Source organism: Vibrio sp. 10N.261.46.E11, assembly GCF_041472735.1.
GTDB lineage: Bacteria > Pseudomonadota > Gammaproteobacteria > Enterobacterales > Vibrionaceae > Vibrio.
Window position 1 is genome coordinate 25,496 of record NZ_JBFRQW010000050.1, and the last position, 20,406, is coordinate 45,901.

General features: G+C 44.7%; 18 protein-coding genes. 6 read left to right on the forward strand and 12 right to left on the reverse strand.

Annotated features, from left to right (window positions below; all coding sequences use genetic code 11):
* Positions 1 to 84: 84 nt before the first annotated feature.
* The 6 genes from folA to rplU form a co-directional block, all read right to left on the reverse strand.
* Positions 85 to 564: a type 3 dihydrofolate reductase gene (gene folA, locus AB4407_RS15980; protein WP_076645650.1), complete on the reverse strand. Its 480-nt coding sequence runs from the start codon at positions 562 to 564 to the stop codon at positions 85 to 87.
* A 40-nt stretch (positions 565 to 604) separates the two neighbouring features.
* The gene (locus AB4407_RS15985; protein ID WP_372121255.1) at positions 605 to 1,078 is read right to left on the reverse strand and encodes a threonine/serine exporter family protein; all 474 of its coding nucleotides are present in this window, start codon (positions 1,076 to 1,078) and stop codon (positions 605 to 607) included.
* Positions 1,078 to 1,845 carry a threonine/serine exporter family protein gene (locus tag AB4407_RS15990; RefSeq protein ID WP_372121256.1) on the reverse strand — a complete coding sequence of 256 codons (768 nt, stop codon included), beginning with the start codon at positions 1,843 to 1,845 and terminating at the stop codon, positions 1,078 to 1,080. The genes AB4407_RS15985 and AB4407_RS15990 overlap by 1 nt, the downstream gene beginning before the upstream one ends.
* A 169-nt stretch (positions 1,846 to 2,014) precedes the next feature.
* On the reverse strand, positions 2,015 to 3,184 hold the full coding sequence (gene cgtA, locus AB4407_RS15995) for an Obg family GTPase CgtA (RefSeq protein WP_372121257.1): 1,170 nt from the start codon (positions 3,182 to 3,184) through the stop codon (positions 2,015 to 2,017).
* Positions 3,185 to 3,448: 264 nt separating this feature from the next.
* Complete coding sequence (gene rpmA, locus AB4407_RS16000) at positions 3,449 to 3,706, reverse strand: 50S ribosomal protein L27 (protein ID WP_004735905.1); 258 nt, start codon at positions 3,704 to 3,706, stop codon at positions 3,449 to 3,451.
* A 19-nt stretch (positions 3,707 to 3,725) separates the two neighbouring features.
* The gene (gene rplU, locus AB4407_RS16005) at positions 3,726 to 4,037 is read right to left on the reverse strand and encodes a 50S ribosomal protein L21 (RefSeq protein WP_004740823.1); all 312 of its coding nucleotides are present in this window, start codon (positions 4,035 to 4,037) and stop codon (positions 3,726 to 3,728) included.
* 268 nt (positions 4,038 to 4,305) lie between these two features.
* Between rplU and ispB the strand changes: the two genes are divergently transcribed.
* Positions 4,306 to 5,277, forward strand: a complete 972-nt coding sequence (gene ispB, locus AB4407_RS16010; RefSeq protein ID WP_304567910.1) for an octaprenyl diphosphate synthase — start codon at positions 4,306 to 4,308, stop codon at positions 5,275 to 5,277.
* An 88-nt stretch (positions 5,278 to 5,365) separates the two neighbouring features.
* Here ispB and AB4407_RS16015 read toward each other — a convergent pair whose 3' ends face one another.
* Positions 5,366 to 5,557: a hypothetical protein gene (locus AB4407_RS16015; protein ID WP_009847833.1), complete on the reverse strand. Its 192-nt coding sequence runs from the start codon at positions 5,555 to 5,557 to the stop codon at positions 5,366 to 5,368.
* 127 nt (positions 5,558 to 5,684) lie between these two features.
* Entirely contained in the window at positions 5,685 to 6,620 is a 936-nt protein-coding gene (gene mdh, locus AB4407_RS16020) for a malate dehydrogenase (protein ID WP_010434414.1), read from the reverse strand.
* 351 nt (positions 6,621 to 6,971) lie between these two features.
* On the opposite strand from mdh, the gene argR reads away from it, so the two are divergent.
* From argR to AB4407_RS16040, 4 genes are all read left to right on the forward strand, one after another.
* Complete coding sequence (gene argR / locus AB4407_RS16025) at positions 6,972 to 7,442, forward strand: transcriptional regulator ArgR (RefSeq protein WP_004735909.1); 471 nt, start codon at positions 6,972 to 6,974, stop codon at positions 7,440 to 7,442.
* Positions 7,443 to 7,785: 343 nt separating this feature from the next.
* Entirely contained in the window at positions 7,786 to 8,754 is a 969-nt protein-coding gene (locus tag AB4407_RS16030) for a TAXI family TRAP transporter solute-binding subunit (protein WP_372121258.1), read from the forward strand.
* Between the two features lie 256 nt (positions 8,755 to 9,010).
* Complete coding sequence (locus AB4407_RS16035; RefSeq protein WP_372121259.1) at positions 9,011 to 11,590, forward strand: TRAP transporter permease; 2,580 nt, start codon at positions 9,011 to 9,013, stop codon at positions 11,588 to 11,590.
* A gap of 104 nt (positions 11,591 to 11,694) precedes the next feature.
* Positions 11,695 to 12,132: a universal stress protein gene (locus AB4407_RS16040; RefSeq protein WP_029222921.1), complete on the forward strand. Its 438-nt coding sequence runs from the start codon at positions 11,695 to 11,697 to the stop codon at positions 12,130 to 12,132.
* An 85-nt stretch (positions 12,133 to 12,217) separates the two neighbouring features.
* Here the strand turns inward: AB4407_RS16040 and AB4407_RS16045 are convergent, their stop codons facing one another.
* From AB4407_RS16045 to rapA, 3 genes are all read right to left on the reverse strand, one after another.
* Entirely contained in the window at positions 12,218 to 13,180 is a 963-nt protein-coding gene (locus AB4407_RS16045; protein ID WP_372121260.1) for a D-2-hydroxyacid dehydrogenase, read from the reverse strand.
* 34 nt (positions 13,181 to 13,214) lie between these two features.
* Positions 13,215 to 13,949, reverse strand: coding sequence for a pseudouridine synthase (locus tag AB4407_RS16050; RefSeq protein WP_372121261.1), 735 nt, complete (start codon positions 13,947 to 13,949; stop codon positions 13,215 to 13,217).
* 178 nt (positions 13,950 to 14,127) lie between these two features.
* The gene (gene rapA / locus AB4407_RS16055) at positions 14,128 to 17,037 is read right to left on the reverse strand and encodes an RNA polymerase-associated protein RapA (RefSeq protein WP_372121262.1); all 2,910 of its coding nucleotides are present in this window, start codon (positions 17,035 to 17,037) and stop codon (positions 14,128 to 14,130) included.
* A gap of 419 nt (positions 17,038 to 17,456) precedes the next feature.
* Between rapA and AB4407_RS16060 the strand changes: the two genes are divergently transcribed.
* Complete coding sequence (locus AB4407_RS16060) at positions 17,457 to 18,836, forward strand: PhoH family protein (protein WP_372121263.1); 1,380 nt, start codon at positions 17,457 to 17,459, stop codon at positions 18,834 to 18,836.
* A gap of 107 nt (positions 18,837 to 18,943) precedes the next feature.
* Here AB4407_RS16060 and tldD read toward each other — a convergent pair whose 3' ends face one another.
* The gene (tldD, locus tag AB4407_RS16065; RefSeq protein ID WP_008220563.1) at positions 18,944 to 20,389 is read right to left on the reverse strand and encodes a metalloprotease TldD; all 1,446 of its coding nucleotides are present in this window, start codon (positions 20,387 to 20,389) and stop codon (positions 18,944 to 18,946) included.
* Positions 20,390 to 20,406: the final 17 nt, after the last annotated feature.

Consider the following 20,406-nt stretch of genomic DNA (forward strand, 5'->3'; position numbering starts at 1 on the left):
ACGAGATACGAGATACGAGAAGCTTGCGCTAGCTGGGCACAGCAACGCAAGCATTTTTCAGAGCCTAACTCTTAATAACCACCGTTAACGCTCGAGAACCACAAACTCCATATCGTGCTTGTTTTTCTCATCTGCTTGATAAGTATCATTAAAGCTCTGCTTCCAACCTTCTCCCCAGTCTGGGAATTGAGTATCACCATCCACATCAAAATCGATATAAGTCAGGTAGAGCTTGTTCGCTTTAGGTAAGCAGCTTTCATAGATCGAACCGCCACCGATGATCATCACTTCATCAACATCGCTTACTAGCTCTAATGCTTTTTCAATCGAAGTTACCGTCGTTACACCTTCGATTTCTAAACTCTCGTCGCGGCTGATTACAACGTTCAGCCTCCCCGGTAAAGGACGTCCAATTGAATCATAAGTCTTACGCCCCATCACGACAGGTTTGCCCATAGTTGAACGTTTAAACCATGCGAAATCTGCAGGTAAATGCCAAGGCATCTGATTGTCTTTACCAATTACACGGTTGTTCGCCATTGCCGCTATCATGCTGATGATCATAAATCGAAAGTCCTGTCCTTACTTGAAAATGAAGTTGAAGCTAGACGATAGGTCTACGACGGTAGAATAACAGCCCAGGCACTGCTAAGCCAACCGCAAGCCCTGCGATAATGAACATCGATTTCAAAAAGTTCTCCATCAACAATGCCAATAGTTCTGGGTTGTATCCGGCTCGGTTAATCTCAACCATGGCAATCATCGCCTTAAAGGCAAACACGCCAGGGACCATCGGAATCAAGGCTGCAACCGTAAATACTTTCGGGTGTGCTAACAATTTATGCGACCAATGAACCCCAATCATCCCGACAATGGTCGCCGCGAAGAACGTCGCCCATTCTATGGGAATGCCGAAATGCATCATTAAGTAACGGCTACCGTGGCCAATTGAGCCTCCAAGCGCACAATAGATCAACGCACGTTGTGGTACGTTAAAAACCAATGCAAAGCCGACGGCAGGTATGGCAGCAAAAAACATATCGTTCAGAAGGCCTACCAATAATTCAAAGATAGTCATTAGTTTGCCCACCCCCACACGTCTGAAAGGCTCATCGCTGCAACAATGCCTAAGCTTGTTGCCAACGTTAATAAACTGGCCATGGTGAAGCGTGCTAGCCCCATATTAATATGGCCTTTAAGCATATCTGCAACAGAGTTAATTAAAGGAAAACCAGGCACTAGCATCAATACTGAAGAAGCCATCACGATGGTGGGTTGACCTCCAATATTGTAGAGCACCGCCTGAGCCGAAATGGTAGTGGTGACAAAAGCGGTAATAGCAAAATTTAATAACGGATTGAAATGACGATGACCGATCTCTTGTCTCACAATCATACCGCAAGCCGAAGCTATAAACGTCATCATGAAGACATGCCAATCTCCGCCAGCAAGACGGCTAAAAGAAGCACATGATAGCCCTATCATTACGACAACTAACCAACGGTTGTAGCGTTCAGGACTGATCCCTTGGATCTTATTATAAGCTAAATCATAATCAAGAATCCCTTTCTCCATCATGATACACACGCGTTGAATCTCGGTTATCACCTGCATATTAATGCCACGATCAGCGCAACTTCGAGTCGTCGTTATGCAATGATCATCCATTACTGTTGTCACAACCAACGCATTGGCTGACAGTGCAACTTCAACCTCATTCACCCCACAAGCAATACCGATGCGGCGCATAATGTCACCGACCAGTGTGCTCTCGGCGCCGTGTGCCAATAACATTTGTCCTGATTGAGCGACTAACCTTGAGATCGCTCTTTGTTTTGATGCCATGATTTCCTTCCCATAGGCGTTAATTATCTAAAGATAAATTTTGCATAAAAAACAGCAAGACGTCATGATTTAGATACAAAAAAACCGCAATTTTCATTGCGGTTTAATAAAACTATCAGCGTATCTTAGAAAAAGCGACCAAAGTGCTTATAAGAAACTACGAGGATTATTAATCACGAACATAGATAACATGACCGTCATCTTCTTCGTCATCCCAATCATCCCAGTCGTCATCTTCAGTAACGACATTCTTACCGGCCATCGCATCTTTATGGTAGTCATCCCACATAAAGTTAACTTTTTCTTCTTCTTCAATTGCTTCAACTTCGCGAGGTAGGTTCTCCATGAACTCACCCAGTTTAAAGCAAAGATCTTTCGTGCCGATCTTGTTTACAGCAGAGATCTTGAAGTACTCGCCTTCCCAACCTAAAGCTTCGACGATTTCTTGAATCTTTTCGTCCGCTTCTTCTTCAGGCATTAGGTCAACTTTGTTGAATACTAACCAGCGAGGTTTCTGTGCTACTTTTTCGCTGTATTGCTCAAGCTCGTCAATGATCGTCAGTGCATTCTGAATAGGATCAGAACCATCAATCGGCAAAATATCGATCATGTGCAGAAGAACACGACAACGCTCAAGGTGCTTCAAGAAACGAATACCAAGACCAGCGCCATCAGCTGCACCTTCGATTAGTCCTGGGATGTCAGCAACAACGAAGCTCTTTTCAGGGACAACACTAACAACACCTAAGCTAGGGATTAGCGTGGTAAACGGGTAATCAGCCACTTTTGGTTTCGCAGCAGATACTGAACGAATAAAAGTAGATTTACCTGCGTTTGGTAAGCCAAGCATACCAACGTCAGCTAATAGAAGAAGCTCTAAACGCAGTTCGCGAACTTCGCCTTTAGTACCCATTGTCTTTTGACGAGGAGCGCGGTTAACAGACGATTTAAAACGCGTGTTACCAAGACCGTGCCAACCACCTTTACCAACCATCACTTTCTTGCCGTGTTCAGCAACTTCAGCAACGATTTCGTTGGTGTGGATATCAACTGCACGAGTACCTACAGGCACTTTCAGTGTAATGTCTTTACCACGTTTACCAGTACAGTTACCACCGCGACCGTTCTCACCACGCTCTGCGTTGTAAAAACGTTGGAAACGATAATCGATCAGTGTGTTTAAGTTCTCATCCGCTTGGATGTAAACATCACCACCATCACCGCCGTCGCCGCCATCAGGGCCACCTTTAGCGACGAATTTTTCGCGCCAAAAGCTAACTGTACCATTACCGCCATCACCGGCTTCTATTTTTACTACCGCTTCATCAACGAATTTCATTTTTTAACTCCGCACTTACGTTGCGTTACCACTCATCAAGGAGTGATATAAATTCTAGCAGATCCGTGTTTAGATCGATCACCTAAGATCTAGGCCGACCTGCAACCAAGGAACAAAGAAGGAGAGGTTCTTTGCTAAGCTTATTAAAGCTAAGGCAAGAGCGTCTGCTTTTTTATTCTCGCTATAAATAAAAAACCCTGCCGAATCGGCAGGGCTTTTGAATTCAGCTTGAAAGCTAATAAGATAATCTAATTAAAGATTAAATTACTCAGCTTCGATGCTTACAAACTTACGGTTTTTAGGACCTTTAACAGCAAATTTCACTTTACCTTCAGTAAGAGCGAAAAGAGTGTGGTCTTTACCGATGCCAACGTTTGTGCCAGCGTGGAACTTAGTACCACGTTGACGAACGATGATGTTACCTGCAAGAACAGATTCACCACCAAAACGCTTAACACCAAGACGTTTGCTTTCTGAATCGCGGCCGTTATTAGTAGAACCGCCAGCTTTTTTATGTGCCATTGTTAAACTCTCCTAATACTTAAGCGTTAATGCCAGTGATTTTCACTTCTGTGAACCACTGACGGTGACCAGCTTGCTTACGCGAGTGCTTACGACGACGGAACTTAACGATTTTTACTTTATCGCCACGACCGTGTTGTACTACTTCTGCAGTAACCTTGCCACCTTCAACAAGAGGTGCACCAACAGCGATTTCTTCGCCGTTAGCAACAAGAAGAACTTTATCAAATTCTACAGTTGCACCAGTTTCAACGTCTAATTTCTCTAAACGAAGAGTTTGACCTTCGCTTACTCGGTGTTGTTTGCCACCAGATTGGAAAACAGCGTACATATTTTACTCCGCTTTTTCCGCACAGCCTATGGTTGTTAATTCTACAACTCGGGTGTGCGCTAAACTAATCAATAGGGCGCAGATTCTACGGGAATCATGCCGCTATGACAAGCCATATTTTTAAAATATTGGCGAAAACATGTTCGCCAAAGAAAAGTGCGGCAATGATGCCTTTAAGTGATGTATTAATCAACGTTTTTTAGTGTATTATTCAACAATTAAATACAACGTATAAGCCTTACAGGGTCTAACTTCAGCCGGATGAACAATGGATTTTAAAGCTATCCAAACGCTTACTGCCAATGATATGGCAAAAGTGAATGAAACAATTCAAGCCCAACTTAATTCTGACGTAAGTTTAATCAACCAGCTTGGTTTTTATATCGTTAGCGGTGGTGGCAAACGCCTACGCCCTTTGCTTGCTCTTTTATCAGCTCGTGCACTTGGTTACCAAGGTGAAGCTCACATCACCTCAGCCGCTTTTATCGAATTTATTCATACAGCGACCCTTCTCCATGATGATGTCGTCGATGAGTCGGACATGAGACGCGGCAAAGCGACAGCCAATGCTGCTTTTGGTAATGCCGCTAGCGTTTTGGTTGGTGATTTTATTTACACCCGCTCATTTCAGATGATGACGACGCTTGGATCTTTAAGGATCCTTGAGCTAATGAGCGAATCAGTAAATGTGATTGCCGAGGGTGAAGTTCAACAATTGATGAACTGTAATAACCCAGACACCACAGAAGAAAGCTACATGCAGGTGATCTATTCAAAGACCGCTCGTTTGTTTGAAGCCGCAACCCAAATCGGCGCAATTCTTACAGAGTCTTCACCTGAGATCGAAACTGCGATGCAAAACTACGGTAAGTACCTAGGAACAGCATTCCAGCTTATTGATGATGTGATGGACTACACCGCTGATGGTAAAGAGATGGGTAAAAATGTTGGTGATGACCTAGCAGAAGGCAAACCGACGTTACCGTTGCTTTACGCAATGCGCAATGGTTCCCCAGACCAAGCAAGCATGATTCGTGAAGCGATTGAAAAAGCTAATGGTATGGAACGTCTCGACGACATTATGTCTGTCATGAAAGAGACTGGCTCGTTAGAGTACACGACCAATAAAGCCTATGAAGAAGCCGATAAAGCCATTGCTGAGCTTTCTATTCTTCCTGAGTCAGAATACAAGCAGGCTTTAACTACGCTAGCTCATCTTGCAGTAAAACGTAGCAAGTAAATAGAAGCTAAGTAGTAAATAGACAGCTATATAATAAAAAAGAGCCTGTTGGCTCTTTTTTTGATCCTGCTAGATAATACACTGGATCTCAATAGCGACTCGATTCCAACGATAGAGGTAGTTGCGCTTCGATCTCTTCAAGTTCTTCCAACGGAACTGCATATTGCTTATGACTATTGTAAGACTCAAATAACGCGAACTGCTCTTGCTCATCGATAACCAATATCTTGCCCAAGCGACCTAGATAGTTAACATTCATCCCTTTTTGTACTCTAGTCATCGTTCAATACCCTAATTCTTCGTGGTTAGAAAAAGATTACGAGTGGGTTGAATACAAGGATCAAAAAAGCCGATCGCAATGATCGACTTTTATTAGCAATTTTAACCTGAGTTAAATGCTGTATCGCTTATTTAGCGAATTCAACACCAATCTCAATATCGCCATTTAGCGTTTCTAGCATGCTGTCTAGTGCATTGCGTTCGAAGTCGCTCAGTTCACCGTAGCTAAGAATCGCTTCAGCGCCTTCTTTGCCAAGTTTAACGGGTTGCGCGAAGAATGGTGCGTGCTCGCCTTCACCTTCAACGTAGGCACATTCAATCACGTTCTCTTCGCCTTGCAGTGCTTTCACTAGTGCAAGACCGAAACGACAAGCCGCTTGACCCATAGATAAAGTCGCACTGCCGCCACCCGCTTTAGCTTCTACTACTTCAGTACCTGCATTTTGGATACGAGTTGTTAGCGCTGCAATTTCTTCGTCAGTAAACTCAACACCTTCAACTTGAGAAAGAAGAGGGAGAATAGTTACACCTGAGTGACCGCCGATAACAGGAACACGAACATCGCCAGGATCTTTATCTTTCAGCTCAGCAACGAACGTTTCAGAACGAATGACATCAAGAGTCGTAATACCGAATAAACGACGCTTGTCGTAAACGCCCGCTTTTTTAAGTACTTCAGCAGCGATTGGCACAGTTGTGTTTACTGGGTTAGTGATGATACCAACACAAGCAGTAGGACAAGTAACGGCAATTTTCTCAGCTAGAGACTTAACAATGCCAGCGTTCACATTGAAAAGGTCCGCACGATCCATACCAGGTTTACGAGCAACACCCGCAGAAATAAGCACAACATCCGCACCTTCAAGTGCTGGAGTTGGATCTTCACCCGCGTAACCTTTGATCGAAACAGGCGTTGGGATATGGCTAAGATCGGCAGCAACCCCCGGGGTTACCGGAGCGATGTCGTAAAGTGCAAGATCTGAACCAGCAGGCAGGCGGTTCTTTAGTAGTAGGGCTAGGGCTTGACCGATGCCACCAGCGGCACCAATAACAGCTACTTTCATTGTTATTCTCCTTGAGAGCTTTCTCTTATAGATTCTTTGTAGGGTAATTCTTGAGCTAAATTAAGGCTAAAAAGCTAAATTATCGTTAAAAAACTATATTAATCACAAAGTGATTACAATCAATTAACGCTAGCTTTGCGACTTCGCGCAAGTCAATAAAACCGTGCTACATAGCAAGTTCGCATTATGGCGGTAATCATTTGAAATGACAAAACAACTCGTCTTAAATAACACATTATCCTATTAAATTTTTACAGTGACATGACTAACAAATTACCGTGATATTTTGGATAAAATTGAATATGTATGCGAGAATATGCAAATATTTTTGTTAATGAATAAGAATGACATATGCGCAATACAGAAAAACAAGACAACTTAGTTCGTGCTTTTAAATCATTACTAAAAGAAGAACGTTTTGGTTCGCAAGGCGAGATTGTCGATGCCCTCAAGCATGAAGGCTTTGAAAGCATCAACCAATCTAAAGTTTCGCGTATGTTAACTAAGTTTGGCGCTGTTCGAACACGCAATGCAAAAATGGAGATGGTTTACTGTCTTCCGGCTGAACTGGGTGTTCCGACAGTTTCTAGCTCTCTAAGAGAGTTAGTGTTAGATATTGACCACAACAATGCGTTGGTTGTTATACATACAGGCCCTGGTGCCGCGCAACTGATTGCCCGCTTATTAGATTCATTAGGTAAGTCAGAAGGCATACTGGGGGTAGTTGCTGGAGATGATACTATCTTCATTACTCCAACCTTATCAGTTACCACTAAGCAACTGTTCGATTCTGTATGCGAACTGTTTGAATACGCAGGATAATTGCTCACAGTTTCATAACTATCAGCCATTACTATTGGATCACAAACACCTATTTAGTTCGTGATCCAAATCACATCCTAAGATATCTATCCCGCCTCTCCCAAAAATCACTAACTCATTGATTTTAAAAAACTCAATAGCAAATCAAACACGAGATCCAGCCGTCATTTGTTAGATTTTTTCGCTATATCTTTTAACATTTGAGTAATTTTCTGCCAATTTTTGATATTATTCAGCCACTTTTTCATCACATGGATTGAAAAAGGTGCCGTTTCCAAATAGGAAACTCCAGAAACGACTACACTTGTTTCAGGGTTAATAATGAATAAAGGAAGGGAAATTCATGGCATTTACCAAACTGATTAAAGTTGGGGCTATTGCAGCTGCTGTAATGGGCGCTGGCGCAGTTAACGCTCAAGAGTTCATCACAATTGGTACTGGTTCAGTAACGGGTGTTTATTACCCGACTGGTGGTGCAATTTGTAAGCTAGTGAACAAAGGCCGTAAAGACCACAACATTCGTTGTTCTGTCGAGTCTACTGGCGGTTCAATCTACAACGTTAATACCATCCGTGCTGGTGAACTAGATTTCGGTGTTGTTCAATCTGACTGGCAATACCACGGCTACAACGGTACAAGCAAGTTCAAAGACCAAGGCGAATACAAGAAACTTCGTGCTATGTTCTCTCTACATACAGAACCGTTCAACATCATCGCTCGCACCGATGCAGGTATTAACAATGTTTCAGACCTAGCTGGTAAGCGTGTCAACATTGGTAACCCGGGTTCTGGCGACCGTGCAACGATGGGTGTTGTAATGGATTCTATGGGCTGGACTAACGATAGCTTCAAGCTTGCTTCTGAACTGAAAGGTTCTGAGCGTTCACAAGCACTTTGTGATAACAAGATTGATGCATTCATCTACATGGTTGGTCACCCGAACGGATCAATTAAAGAAGCGACAACGTCTTGTGATGCAAAACTGGTTTCTGCAACAGGTCCACAGATCGACAAGATCGTAGCTGAAAACCCATACTACGCATACAGCACAGTACCTGCTGGCATGTACCGTGGTACTGACGCTGACGTAAACAGCTTCGGTGTTGCTGCAACTATGGTAACAACTTCAGATGTTTCTGAAGAAGTTGCATACAACGTTGCTAAGGCAGTATTTGAAAACTTTGACACTTTCAAACGCCTACACCCAGCATTTGCTAACCTGAAAAAAGAAGACATGGTTAAAGCGGGTATCTCTATCCCTCTTCACCCAGGCGCAGCAAAATACTACAAAGAAGTGGGCCTTCTAAAGTAATTCTACTTTAAGCCTACTACACCAATAAGGAGGCTAGCCCTCCTTATTGGCTTTTCACGTTTTATAAAAATAACTTAAGTGAAAAGAGCAACCCTTTAAGTTTCTCCAATTTGGCGAACTTACCTTCGTATCAAGCCTAAGACAAAGACGAACAAAGAACGCATTTCCCTATCCATTCACTACACTAGATAGGTAAAGAAATAACGTTTGGTTGTTCGTAAGCAAAGGCAGACCATCAATAATAAGGATAAAGTACATGACGCAGACAACATCACCGTCTCCAGATGTGCAAGAAATGGTGGCACAATCAGACACTGGTGCGCGTAGCCCTCGCGGTATCCAAGGCCGTATTTTATGGTTTGTGCCTCTATGTTGGTCACTGTTCCAACTTTGGTATGCATCTCCGCTGCCGTTCATTTTTAACTTCGCAATTTTAAACGACACTGAAGCTCGAGCAATTCACCTTACATTTGCTATTTTCCTAGCCTTTACCGCTTATCCGGCAATGAAGAATTCGCCTAGGGATCGCATCCCAGCCGTAGACTGGATATTAGCGCTTGTAGGTAGCTTTTCAGCTTCTTATATCTATATTTTCTATACTCAACTCGCTGAGCGCTCGGGCGCACCAACAACATTCGATATTGTTGCGGCCGTATTTGGTATGATTTTACTGCTTGAAGCAACACGACGCGCTTTAGGTCCACCTCTTATGGTTGTGGCAGCAGTATTTCTACTTTACACATTTGGCGGTCCCCACATGCCAGACGTTATTGCACACAAAGGGGCGAGCCTGAATAAGGCAATGTCGCATCTGTGGCTAACAACAGAAGGTGTATTCGGTGTGGCACTTGGCGTATCAACGTCATTCGTATTCTTGTTCGTACTGTTTGGTGCAATGCTAGAGCGTGCCGGTGCCGGTGCTTACTTTATTAAAGTCGCATTCTCACTGCTTGGTCACATGAAAGGCGGCCCAGCAAAAGCAGCCGTTGTAGCATCAGGCTTGTCTGGTTTGGTATCAGGTTCATCTATCGCTAACGTAGTCACCACAGGTACCTTTACGATTCCGCTAATGAAGCGTGTTGGTTTCCCGGGCACAAAAGCTGGTGCAGTAGAAGTAGCAGCTTCAACCAATGGTCAATTAACGCCACCTATCATGGGTGCAGCGGCATTCTTGATGGTTGAGTATGTGGGCATCTCTTACGTAGAAGTAATCAAAGCAGCACTACTGCCCGCTCTGATCTCTTACATCGCCCTGATTTACATTGTTCACTTAGAGGCATGTAAAGCAGGTATGACGGGCTTACCTCGTCGTCACACACCAACTATCGTGCAAAGCCTACTCTCTTTCACTGGTACTATCTTAGGCCTATGTGTCATCAGTGCAGCGGTTTACTACGGTGTCGGCTGGACAAAAGATGTCTTTGGCGCTGCAGCAACACCCATTGTGACGGTTGCTCTATTAGTCTCTTATGTCGCTCTGGTTCGTGTTTCTGCAAAATACGCCGCTGAAGGCGGCATGGAGATCGATGCGGATCTAAAAGAAGTTCCAGATCCAGGCCCAACAATTAAATCTGGTTTGCACTTTCTACTGCCTATCGTAGTACTAGTTTGGTGTTTAACGGTTGAACGTTTCTCTCCAGGCCTATCTGCATTCTGGGCAACCGTATTCATGATCTTCATTTTAATCACTCAGCGTCCTTTGATGACTCTGATTAACAAATCTGACGATCTTGCAGAGCAAACTAAAGCCGGTTTCGTTGACCTAGCAGAGAGCTTGGTTTCAGGCGCACGTAACATGATCGGTATCGGTGTAGCGACAGCGGCTGCAGGTACGGTTGTTGGCGTTGTGACGCTAACGGGTATCGGCCTTGTAATGACTGATTTCGTTGAGTTCATCTCAGGCGGTAGCATCATTCTTATGTTGCTATTCACTGCGGTAATCAGCTTGATCTTAGGTATGGGCTTGCCAACAACGGCGAACTACATCGTTGTTTCAACACTGATGGCGCCGGTAATTGTTACCTTAGGTGCAGCGCACGGCTTGATCATCCCACTGATTGCGGTTCACTTATTCGTGTTCTACTTCGGTATTCTTGCGGATGACACACCTCCGGTAGGTCTTGCAGCATTTGCTGCAGCAGCGATTGCGAAATCCGACCCGATTCGTACGGGTATTCAAGGTTTTACCTACGATATCCGGACCGCAATCTTACCGTTCATGTTTATATTCAATACCCAACTACTATTGATGGGCATTGATTCTTGGTGGCACTTAGCTCTAACGATTTTCTCTTCGGTTACTGCGGTACTTATCTTTGCAGCTGCAACGCAAGGTTGGTGGTTTACTAAGAACAAGTGGTGGGAAACCATACTGCTTATCGTTCTGACTTTCTCTTTCTTCCGCCCAGGTTTCTGGTGGGACATGATTTATCCAGAGAAAGTTCTTTCACCTGGAGTTGAGATCGCTCAAATCACAGAAAATCTATCTGTGGGACAATCACTTGAATTGAGAGTCGGTGGCGAAAACTTAGAAGGTAACTATTCTGAGAAAACAGTTCGCCTTCCGTTTGAAGATTCTGCGACAACAAGTGAAGACCGCATTGCTTCAATGGGCCTAATGCTGACCCAAGCTGACGACAAGATGATTGTTGATATGGTTGAATTTGGTAGCCCTGCTGAAGCAGCTGGCATTGACTTTGATTGGGAAATTAAATCCGTTATCCAAGATGCAGAACGACCAATGAAAGAGTGGGTATTCTTACCTGCCCTATTAATTTTGATTGGTTTAGCGATGAACCAAAGAAGGCGTGCTCGTAAGGATGAGATTAGCGCGTAATGGATAGAGCCAAATAGCGCTCTACTCTATTTGGCTTTACTACATGGAATAGATAATTACAGCGCTTGGTATGTACTCAGCGCTGCTCAAAAAGAGACGAATACATGTATAGACAAATCCTTGTTCCCGTTGATCTGAACGACAAAGGCTTTTCTGATAAAGCGGTCGAGCTAGCGGTATGGCACGCGAAGCACAGTAATGCTGAGATCCACATTCTAAACGTATTACCGGGCATCCACATGTCGATGGTAGCGTCTTACTTCCCGAAAGATGCAGCAAACCAAATGAAGCTTGATGTTAAAAATCAGCTGAAAGAATTTGCTGATAAGCATATCGACGATGATGTGATCTATAAAGTTCACGTTGCCGAAGGCAAGACCTACACAACGATTCTTGATTGCGCAGAGAAACTAGGGGCTGACCTTATCGTGATGCCTAGTCATAAGCGTTCAAAAATCGACAAGGTTGTACTTGGTTCTGTTGCAAGCAAAGTAGTACAGAACTCACCAATCAATGTACTGGTAGTTAAGCCGCAAGGCTAAATCACTTAATCGACACAACGATCTAAAAAGGTTGGCCTAAAAGCCAACCTTTTTTATTTTGTGCTTGCACCATTCAATTCTTCAATCAACTCACTAAGTTCTGCGGATTACCTGCAACAAACCCATCAATATTATCGATTACGATATCAGACAGTTTTTGAATTGAACTGTCGCTGCCCCACGCCACATGTGGTGTTAGCAGTAAATTAGGTAAGTGGCTGTTAGCCAATAGTGGATTCGAATTATCTGCAGGTTCTTGTGTAAACACATCCATGCCCGCACCTGCAATCTCATGATTGTTCAATGCTTCGACCAAGGCCTGCTCATCGACAAGTCCACCACGGCCAGCATTAATTAATACCGCACTTGATTTCATCATGGTTAGCTCTCGCTCTGAAATCAGATTTCGAGTCGCTTCAGTTAATGGACAATGTAAGCTGATCGCATCCGCTTGCTGTAACACCGTATCAAAAGGTAGATACCCTTCTCGACAAGAATCTGCCCCTTTACGCTCAGTAAAGATGACATTCATACCAATCGCTTTTGCTAATATCGCGGTCGCTTGCCCTAAGCTACCACTCCCTATTAAGCCCAATGTACTGCCTGCAACATCTTGAATCGGATGAGTAAAGAAACAGAATTGTTTGTCCTTTTGCCACTCGCCAGTCTCGATATCTTGATGATAGCCAACGAGGTTTCGCTTAAGCGTAAACAGCATCGCGATAACATGTTCAGGTACCGATTGAGTCGCATAGCCCTGTACATTAGCCACTGCGATATTGTTACCCTTGCAGTACTCTACATCGACATTGTTCACACCCGTTGCTGAAACAACTATTAGCTTAAGTTGTTGTGCTTGAGCTAAATTCGATTCGTTGAGCACAACCTTATTGGTAATAACCGCATCAGCGTCTTCAACTCGTTCAGACACTTGCTCCGGCGAAGTGAAGTCATACTCCACCCACTGATGCTCAAAGCTAAGGGGTTTTAAATGTATTTGAGATGGGATGGTCGCTCGGTCGAGAAAGACCACTTTCAACTTCGGCATTGTACGTCCTTGCATTGGTATTGATGGCACCATTCTAAGCTTTTAGCTTACTGTAGTCTGGAAGCTCTGGCGCAATTTCAAAGTGCTGCTCGATTTGTGGCGATGCTTGAGGGTAAAACTCGCATGGCACGAAGGCTTTGAAAAGCTGGTTATTAGCTGGATGATAAAAACTCAGCTCACATGCGTGCAAAGCTAACCTATCGCTATAATTAAACGCATCTGGTATTGCATAAAACTCGTCGCCCACAATTGGATTCCCTAGCTCCATGCAGTGAACACGCAACTGATGAGAGCGGCCAGTGATCGGCAGCAATTTCAATAATGTCGTTTGAGGCTCTTGTTGCTCCACAATATATCGAGTTTGTGATGGTTTACCCTCGTCAAAGCAGACTTTCTGCCTAGGGCGATTTGGCCAGTCGCAAATAAGAGGAAGGTCAATCAAACCTTCCTTGTCTTCCACTGAACCCCATACTCGTGCGTAATAAAGTTTGTGTGTCAGTCGATATTGAAATTGCTTCTTCAAATGCCGTTCAGCTTGTTTGTGTTTAGCGAGCAGCATCAAGCCCGATGTCGACATATCCAACCGATGCACCACCTGAATATCCGCAAATTCGACAACCAACCGACTCCACATACTGTCGTAATGCTCAGGCAGTCTCCCCGGCACCGAAAGTAGGCCAGCAGGCTTGTTCACCACAAGAATATCATCATCTTGATAGACAATATCAGTCCACGGTTCACGTGGTGGTGTGTACTGTTCTAACGCCATTGGAGCCTCTTAACTATTAAGGAAGTTTGATTTTTCACTTCATTTCTCGATGGATCACTAGATAGGAATATAATCGAGCGCTAAGCTTTAACCAAGATACTGTTTAACCAAGCTACAGATACAAATAAGGCCTTCATGGTGAAGGCCTTATTTCGTTGAAGCATTTCGCTAATTCAAACTAGTTGTGAGAAACCACAATCAAGCGTAATGAATCTAGCTGAACCTGAGCTTTGCTGATGTAACCTGTCAGTTCATTGATTTGAGCTTCGATAACCTCAAGCTCTTCATCACGAATATTCGGGTTCACAGCTTTAAGCGCTTGTAGACGCTCTAGTTCACCGTTCAAGTTAGTCTGCATATCTTTCTGAGCTTGCTGACGAACTTCTTCAACCTTCGGCAGTACATGCGTCTCACCCGCTTCGATTAGCTTGTGAATCTCGCCTTGTACCGAGTTCACTAGCTTGCTCGCTAAGTGACGGTTTACAGGGCTTAGCTGACGGTTAAAGCTATCAAATTCAACCTGAGCAGATAGATCGTTACCACGGCCATCCATCATCAAGCGAATCGGAGTCTTAGGTAAGAACTGGCTGATACCGCTGCGTTTCGGTGCTTGCGCATCCACAAGGTAAACCAACTCAAGCAGGATAGTACCTACTGGCAGTGCTTTGTTTTTCAGTAGCGATACCGCAGATGCACCCACACCTTCACTCAGTAGCAGATCAATACCGCCCTGAATCATTGGGTGTTCCCAGCTAATGAAGTTCATGTCTTCACGAGAAAGGGCTGTATCACGATCGAATGTGATGGTTGCGCCTTCGTATGGTAATCCTGGGTAGCTTGGCACCATCATGTGCTCAGATGGTGTCACGACTAGCGCATTTTCACCTTTGTCGTCTTGGTTCAAACCAATCGTATCGAATAGGCTTAATGCAAATGAAACTAGGTTAGTGTCGCCATCCGTTGAAGCAATTTTCTCTGCGATTTCATGCGCTTTATCACCGCCGTTTGAGTGCATTTCTAGTAGGCGGTCTCGGCCTTTTTCTAGATCCGCTTTTAGGCTTTGATTTAGCTTGGCAGACTCTTCAATCACTTCATCAAGTTGCTCAGTGTTACCAGAAGCCAGCATTTCGATTAAAACATCGGAATATTTATCGTAAACCGTGCGACCGGTTGGACAAGTTTCTGCAAATGCATTTAGACCCTCATCAAACCAACGCGCAAGAATCGCCTGTGATGTGCCTTTCAGATAAGGGACATGAATATCGATATCACGCAGTTGACCGATACGGTCCAAACGACCAATACGTTGCTCGAGCAAGTCTGGGTTGAATGGAAGGTCAAACATCACTAATTGGTTAGCAAACTGAAAGTTACGCCCCTCAGAGCCGATTTCACTACAGATAAGAACCTGAGCACCGCCCTCTTCTTGAGCAAAGTAAGCCGCCGCTTTATCACGTTCAAGGATCGACATGCCTTCATGGAATACGGTTGCACGCACACCTTCACGCTCACGCAGTGCTTGCTCTAATTGAAGCGCCGTACTTGCACGTGATGCGATCACTAGGATCTTTTCGCTGCGCTTGTCTTGGATCTTCTCAATCAACCAGTTAACACGTGAATCGAACTGCCACCAGCTTGAGTCTTCACCTTCAAATTCTTGGAAGATCTCTTCTGGATATAACATCTTCATCGCTCGAGCTTCTGGTGCCATCTTGCCACCGATCATGCCCGATACACGCATCGAAGTTGTGTACTGCGTTGGAATCTCCATCGGCAGTAGGTTTACGTTACGCTTAGGGAAGCCTTTGATTGCAGCTCGTGTGTTTCTGAATAGAACACGACCTGTACCGTGGCGATCCATAAGGTTGTCAATCAATTCTTGGCGAGCTAAGGCTTGCTCTTCTTCGTTGCTATCGCCCTCGATAACGCGGAATAGAGGCTCAACATCTTGCTCAGAAAGCAGCTCTGTTATCTGATTCTTCGCGCTGTTTTCAAGCTTCACGCCAGAGAACAATGCTGTTACTGCATCAGCAACAGGAGCGTATTGGTCTTCTTCTTCCACGAACGCTTCGTAATCGTAGAAGCGATCAGGATCAAGCAGACGCAGACGCGCAAAGTGGCTCTCACGACCAAGCTGTTCAGGGGTCGCTGTCAATAGTAGTACACCAGAGGTATTTTCAGCTAATCCTTCAACCACTTGGTATTCGCGGCTTGGCTTATCTTGGCTCCACTCAAGGTGGTGTGCTTCATCGACAACCAATAGATCCCACTCACCTTCAAGTGCTTGCTCGTAGCGCTTGCGGCTCTTACGTAGGAAATCCAGTGAACACAGAACGTATTGTTGAGTATCAAATGGATTATCTGATTCTGCAAAAGACTCAATACAACGCTCTTCATCAAAGATAGAAAAGTGCAGATTGAAACGGCGCATCATCTCTACTAACCATTGGTGTTGTAGAGTTTCAGGAACCACAATCAGAATACGCTCTGCACGGCCAGACAACACTTGTTGGTGGATGATCATGCCCGCTTCGATGGTTTTACCTAGGCCAACTTCATCAGCAAGTAAAACACGTGGAGCATGACGACGACCGACTTCATGAGCAATGTACAATTGATGAGGAATCAAGCCAGCACGCATACCACACAGGCCGCGCATTGGGCTCTTGTGTTGTTGGTACTGGTTACTCAACGCGCGGTAACGCAACACGAAGTTATCCATACGGTCGATTTGACCTGCGTACAGTTTATCTTGTGGCTTGTTAAAGCGGATCTGGTTACTTAAGAAGATTTCACGCAGAGTGACATCTGTTTCTTGGGTATCTTCGCGAGTACCTAAGTAGGTTAGCAGTCCTTTGTCTTCGATAACTTCTTCGACAGACAGAGACCAACCTTCTTGGCATTCGATGACATCGCCTACATTAAACGTTACTCGGGTTACGGGAGCATCAGTACGTGCATAAACACGGTTTTCTTCTGACGCTGCAAACATTAGTGTCACTGTGCGAGCATCCATTGCTACAACGGTACCTAAACCTAAATCGCTCTCCGTATCGCTTATCCAGCGTTGCCCCAAAGCAAATGTCATGAATCGACTACCTCAATCTTATAGTTGGAATTTGGTCTTTTTAACTGCAGTTTCAAACAAGAACGTTCTCGCTCCTGAACTAAAAATATAGCCAAAAATGCCTAGTTTGCAGCCACTTTTTAAGTGCGCTCTAGATAATAAATATCTCAAGAAAATGGTGCAGAAAAAGGTCGCTAATCTTACTCGATGCTGTGATTTAGGTCACGCCTAAAGGAGATGATTTCGTGCTTTTTTTCTGTTTTCGCCAGTGCAATCAAACTGTCAAAAAATCATGGTTATTCTATGGGGAGCAGAATGTAGCTCTCAAATGAAGTTTAGGTGAGTTGTTGACTATCACTAGAATCAGATACTAACCTTTATATGAGCTTAATCTACGTTCAATGAATGCAAGGCAAGCCGCACGTCGGCAAGGAGATGCTATGGGCGAGACCAACCGGAAGCTATTTGTTTTAGACACCAATATTCTACTTCACGAACCCTTCGCTATATTTTCTTTCCAAGAGCACGATGTCGTTATCCCAATGACAGTGCTAGAAGAACTCGACAGAATCAAAGACAGTAAAAGAGACGTTGCTCGAGATGCGAGAATTGCGATTCGAACGCTCGAAGACTTATTCAGGGAAGCCACACCAGACCAAATATCGGAAGGCATCCCTTTTTCTAAAGACATAAACGCATCTGGCAGTATTTCAATACTCGCTGACTACGAACTTCAAGAAAGTATCAAAGCCTTCGCCGATGACAAAGCTGGCGATAACCGAATCCTTAATGCTGTCCTCTATCTTCAAAATAAACGCGCACCACGCGAAGTGGTTCTCATCACCAAAGACATCAACATGCGTTTGCGAGCCAAAGGCGCCGGTGTCCGTTTTGTTGAAGATTATCAAACCGACCAATTGATCGATGATATCCAATACCTCACCAAAGGCTTCCAACAACTAGAAGGCTCATTTTGGGATGGTATCGACGATGTCGAAAGCAGAAGTTTAGGTGGAAAGACACTGCACACCTTAGCTAGAGCGCCTTTTGAGCCGACCTTCCTTAACCAATATGTCATTGATGAAGAGAGTGACTTTGCCGCTCGAGTCGAAGAGATTGAGCCAGAAAGCATTACCCTGAGAGACCTCAGTCGCGAACGACTGATGAATCGCAGAGCATGGGACATCACACCCAAAAACGTCTATCAAGGTATGGCGATCGATGCCCTGCTCGACCCTGATATTGATCTGGTGATCCTAACTGGTGCGGCAGGGAGTGGTAAAACGCTGCTCGCCATGGCTGCTGCACTTGAGCAAACCATTGAGCGTAAACAGTTCGATAAGATCATCGTAACCCGAAACACGCCCGACATTGGTGAGTCGATTGGTTTCCTCCCTGGTACCGAAGAAGAGAAGATGCTGCCTTGGTTGGCTGCTGTGACCGATACACTGGAAGCGCTACACAAAAACGACCACTGCACCGAAGGGTCGATGAAATACATCTGTGACAAAGCTAATATCCAGTTCAAATCGATCAACTTCATGCGCGGCCGTTCCATCCAAAATGCGTTTGTGCTTCTCGATGAGTGTCAGAACCTGACTGCATCACAAATCAAAACCATCATCACCCGTTGTGGCGAAGGTACTAAGATTATCTGTTCTGGAAACCTAGCGCAGATAGATTCTTCTTACCTAACCCCTGTGACCTCTGGCTTAACCTACATGGTCGAGCGTTTTAAAAACTTCGAAGGCAGTGCCAACATCCACCTCAATGGTGTAGTGCGAAGCCGACTGGCTGAGTTTGCAGAAGAGAACATGTAGTGACTCTATACGCTCACTGAATCAGTAATATAAAAACAAAAAGCGCCTCACATTGGAGGCGCTTTTCAATTTATTTTTTTAAACAGACTTGTTGAGGCTAACCTGAGTTACTCAGTACCACCAACAGTTAGCGAGTCTAGCTTCAATGTTGGTTGACCAACACCCACTGGTACACTTTGACCAGCCTTACCACACACACCAACACCACGGTCGATACTTAGGTCGTTACCGACCATAGACACCTGCTGCATTGCTTCAATACCAGAACCGATTAGCGTCGCGCCTTTCACTGGGTGAGTGATCTTGCCGTTTTCAATCATGTACGCTTCAGAAGCTGAGAATACAAACTTACCTGATGTAATATCCACCTGACCGCCACCGAAGTTCGGTGCATAGATACCCTTCTCAACCGTTGCGATGATCTCTTCCGGCGTGTGTTCGCCCGGTAGCATGTATGTATTCGTCATACGTGGCATTGGAAGATGGGCGTAAGACTCACGACGACCATTACCTGTCGGTGCTACACCCATTAGGCGAGCGTTCAGCTTATCTTGCATGTAACCTTTTAAGATGCCGTTTTCGATTAAAGTATTGTACTGACCGTTAACACCTTCATCATCGACGTTCAATGAACCACGAAGATCAGTCAATGTACCGTCATCGACAATCGTACATAGGCTTGAAGTGACTTGCTCGCCAACTTTACCCGAGAATACTGATGACTCTTTACGGTTGAAGTCGCCTTCTAAACCGTGGCCTACCGCTTCATGCAGTAGAACACCCGGCCAACCAGAACCAAGAACCACAGGCATTGCCCCAGCAGGCGCAGCAACCGCTTCAAGGTTAACAAGAGCTTGGCGAATCGCTTCATCAGCAAATTGGTAAGCAACTTGAGTGCCTTTGTCATCGCTTAGGAAGAAGTCGTAACCAAAACGACCACCACCACCAGCGCTACCACGCTCACGGCGATCGCCTTTCTGAGCAAGAACACTGATTGATAGACGAACCAGCGGGCGAATATCGCCAGCGTAAGTGCCATCAGTAGCAGCAACCAGCATCTGCTCATGTACACCGCTTAGGCTTACCGATACTTCAGTCACCATAGGCTCTTTAGTACGAATGTAAGCATCCAATGATTTCAGTAGTTCCGTTTTCTGCTGTTTTTCCCAGCTCGCTAGCGGGTTAACTGCATCATAGTAAGTTTGGTTAGAGTTGCGTTTAAACGCTTGAACCTTGCCGTTTTGACCTTGCTTCGCAATACCACGAGCCGCAATTGCGCTCTGTTTAAGACCATCCAATTGGATTTGGTCAGAGTAAGCAAAACCGGTCTTTTCGCCAGATACCGCACGAACACCCACACCGCAATCGATATTGAAAGAGCCGTCTTTAATAATGCTATCTTCTAGCACCAAAGATTCGTGCCAGCTAGACTGAAAGTAGATATCAGCATAATCAATTTGGCGGGTAGCAATGCTCGCCAATGTATCTGCGATATTTTGCTCCGTAAGCCCTGTTGGGTTCAGTAGCGCTTCTTCAATTTGATTAATGCTCATAGATGGCTCTTGTTTGT

Bases quoted from the DNA above. Each gene is read 5' to 3' on its own strand.
- folA (WP_076645650.1), bottom strand. From the start codon at position 564: ATGATCATCAGCATGATAGCGGCAATGGCGAACAACCGTGTAATTGGT.
- AB4407_RS15985 (WP_372121255.1), bottom strand. From the start codon at position 1,078: ATGACTATCTTTGAATTATTGGTAGGCCTTCTGAACGATATGTTTTTT.
- AB4407_RS15990 (WP_372121256.1), bottom strand. From the start codon at position 1,845: ATGGCATCAAAACAAAGAGCGATCTCAAGGTTAGTCGCTCAATCAGGA.
- cgtA (WP_372121257.1), bottom strand. From the start codon at position 3,184: ATGAAATTCGTTGATGAAGCGGTAGTAAAAATAGAAGCCGGTGATGGC.
- rpmA (WP_004735905.1), bottom strand. From the start codon at position 3,706: ATGGCACATAAAAAAGCTGGCGGTTCTACTAATAACGGCCGCGATTCA.
- rplU (WP_004740823.1), bottom strand. From the start codon at position 4,037: ATGTACGCTGTTTTCCAATCTGGTGGCAAACAACACCGAGTAAGCGAA.
- ispB (WP_304567910.1), top strand. From the start codon at position 4,306: ATGGATTTTAAAGCTATCCAAACGCTTACTGCCAATGATATGGCAAAA.
- AB4407_RS16015 (WP_009847833.1), bottom strand. From the start codon at position 5,557: ATGACTAGAGTACAAAAAGGGATGAATGTTAACTATCTAGGTCGCTTG.
- mdh (WP_010434414.1), bottom strand. From the start codon at position 6,620: ATGAAAGTAGCTGTTATTGGTGCCGCTGGTGGCATCGGTCAAGCCCTA.
- argR (WP_004735909.1), top strand. From the start codon at position 6,972: ATGCGCAATACAGAAAAACAAGACAACTTAGTTCGTGCTTTTAAATCA.
- AB4407_RS16030 (WP_372121258.1), top strand. From the start codon at position 7,786: ATGGCATTTACCAAACTGATTAAAGTTGGGGCTATTGCAGCTGCTGTA.
- AB4407_RS16035 (WP_372121259.1), top strand. From the start codon at position 9,011: ATGACGCAGACAACATCACCGTCTCCAGATGTGCAAGAAATGGTGGCA.
- AB4407_RS16040 (WP_029222921.1), top strand. From the start codon at position 11,695: ATGTATAGACAAATCCTTGTTCCCGTTGATCTGAACGACAAAGGCTTT.
- AB4407_RS16045 (WP_372121260.1), bottom strand. From the start codon at position 13,180: ATGCCGAAGTTGAAAGTGGTCTTTCTCGACCGAGCGACCATCCCATCT.
- AB4407_RS16050 (WP_372121261.1), bottom strand. From the start codon at position 13,949: ATGGCGTTAGAACAGTACACACCACCACGTGAACCGTGGACTGATATT.
- rapA (WP_372121262.1), bottom strand. From the start codon at position 17,037: ATGACATTTGCTTTGGGGCAACGCTGGATAAGCGATACGGAGAGCGAT.
- AB4407_RS16060 (WP_372121263.1), top strand. From the start codon at position 17,457: ATGGGCGAGACCAACCGGAAGCTATTTGTTTTAGACACCAATATTCTA.
- tldD (WP_008220563.1), bottom strand. From the start codon at position 20,389: ATGAGCATTAATCAAATTGAAGAAGCGCTACTGAACCCAACAGGGCTT.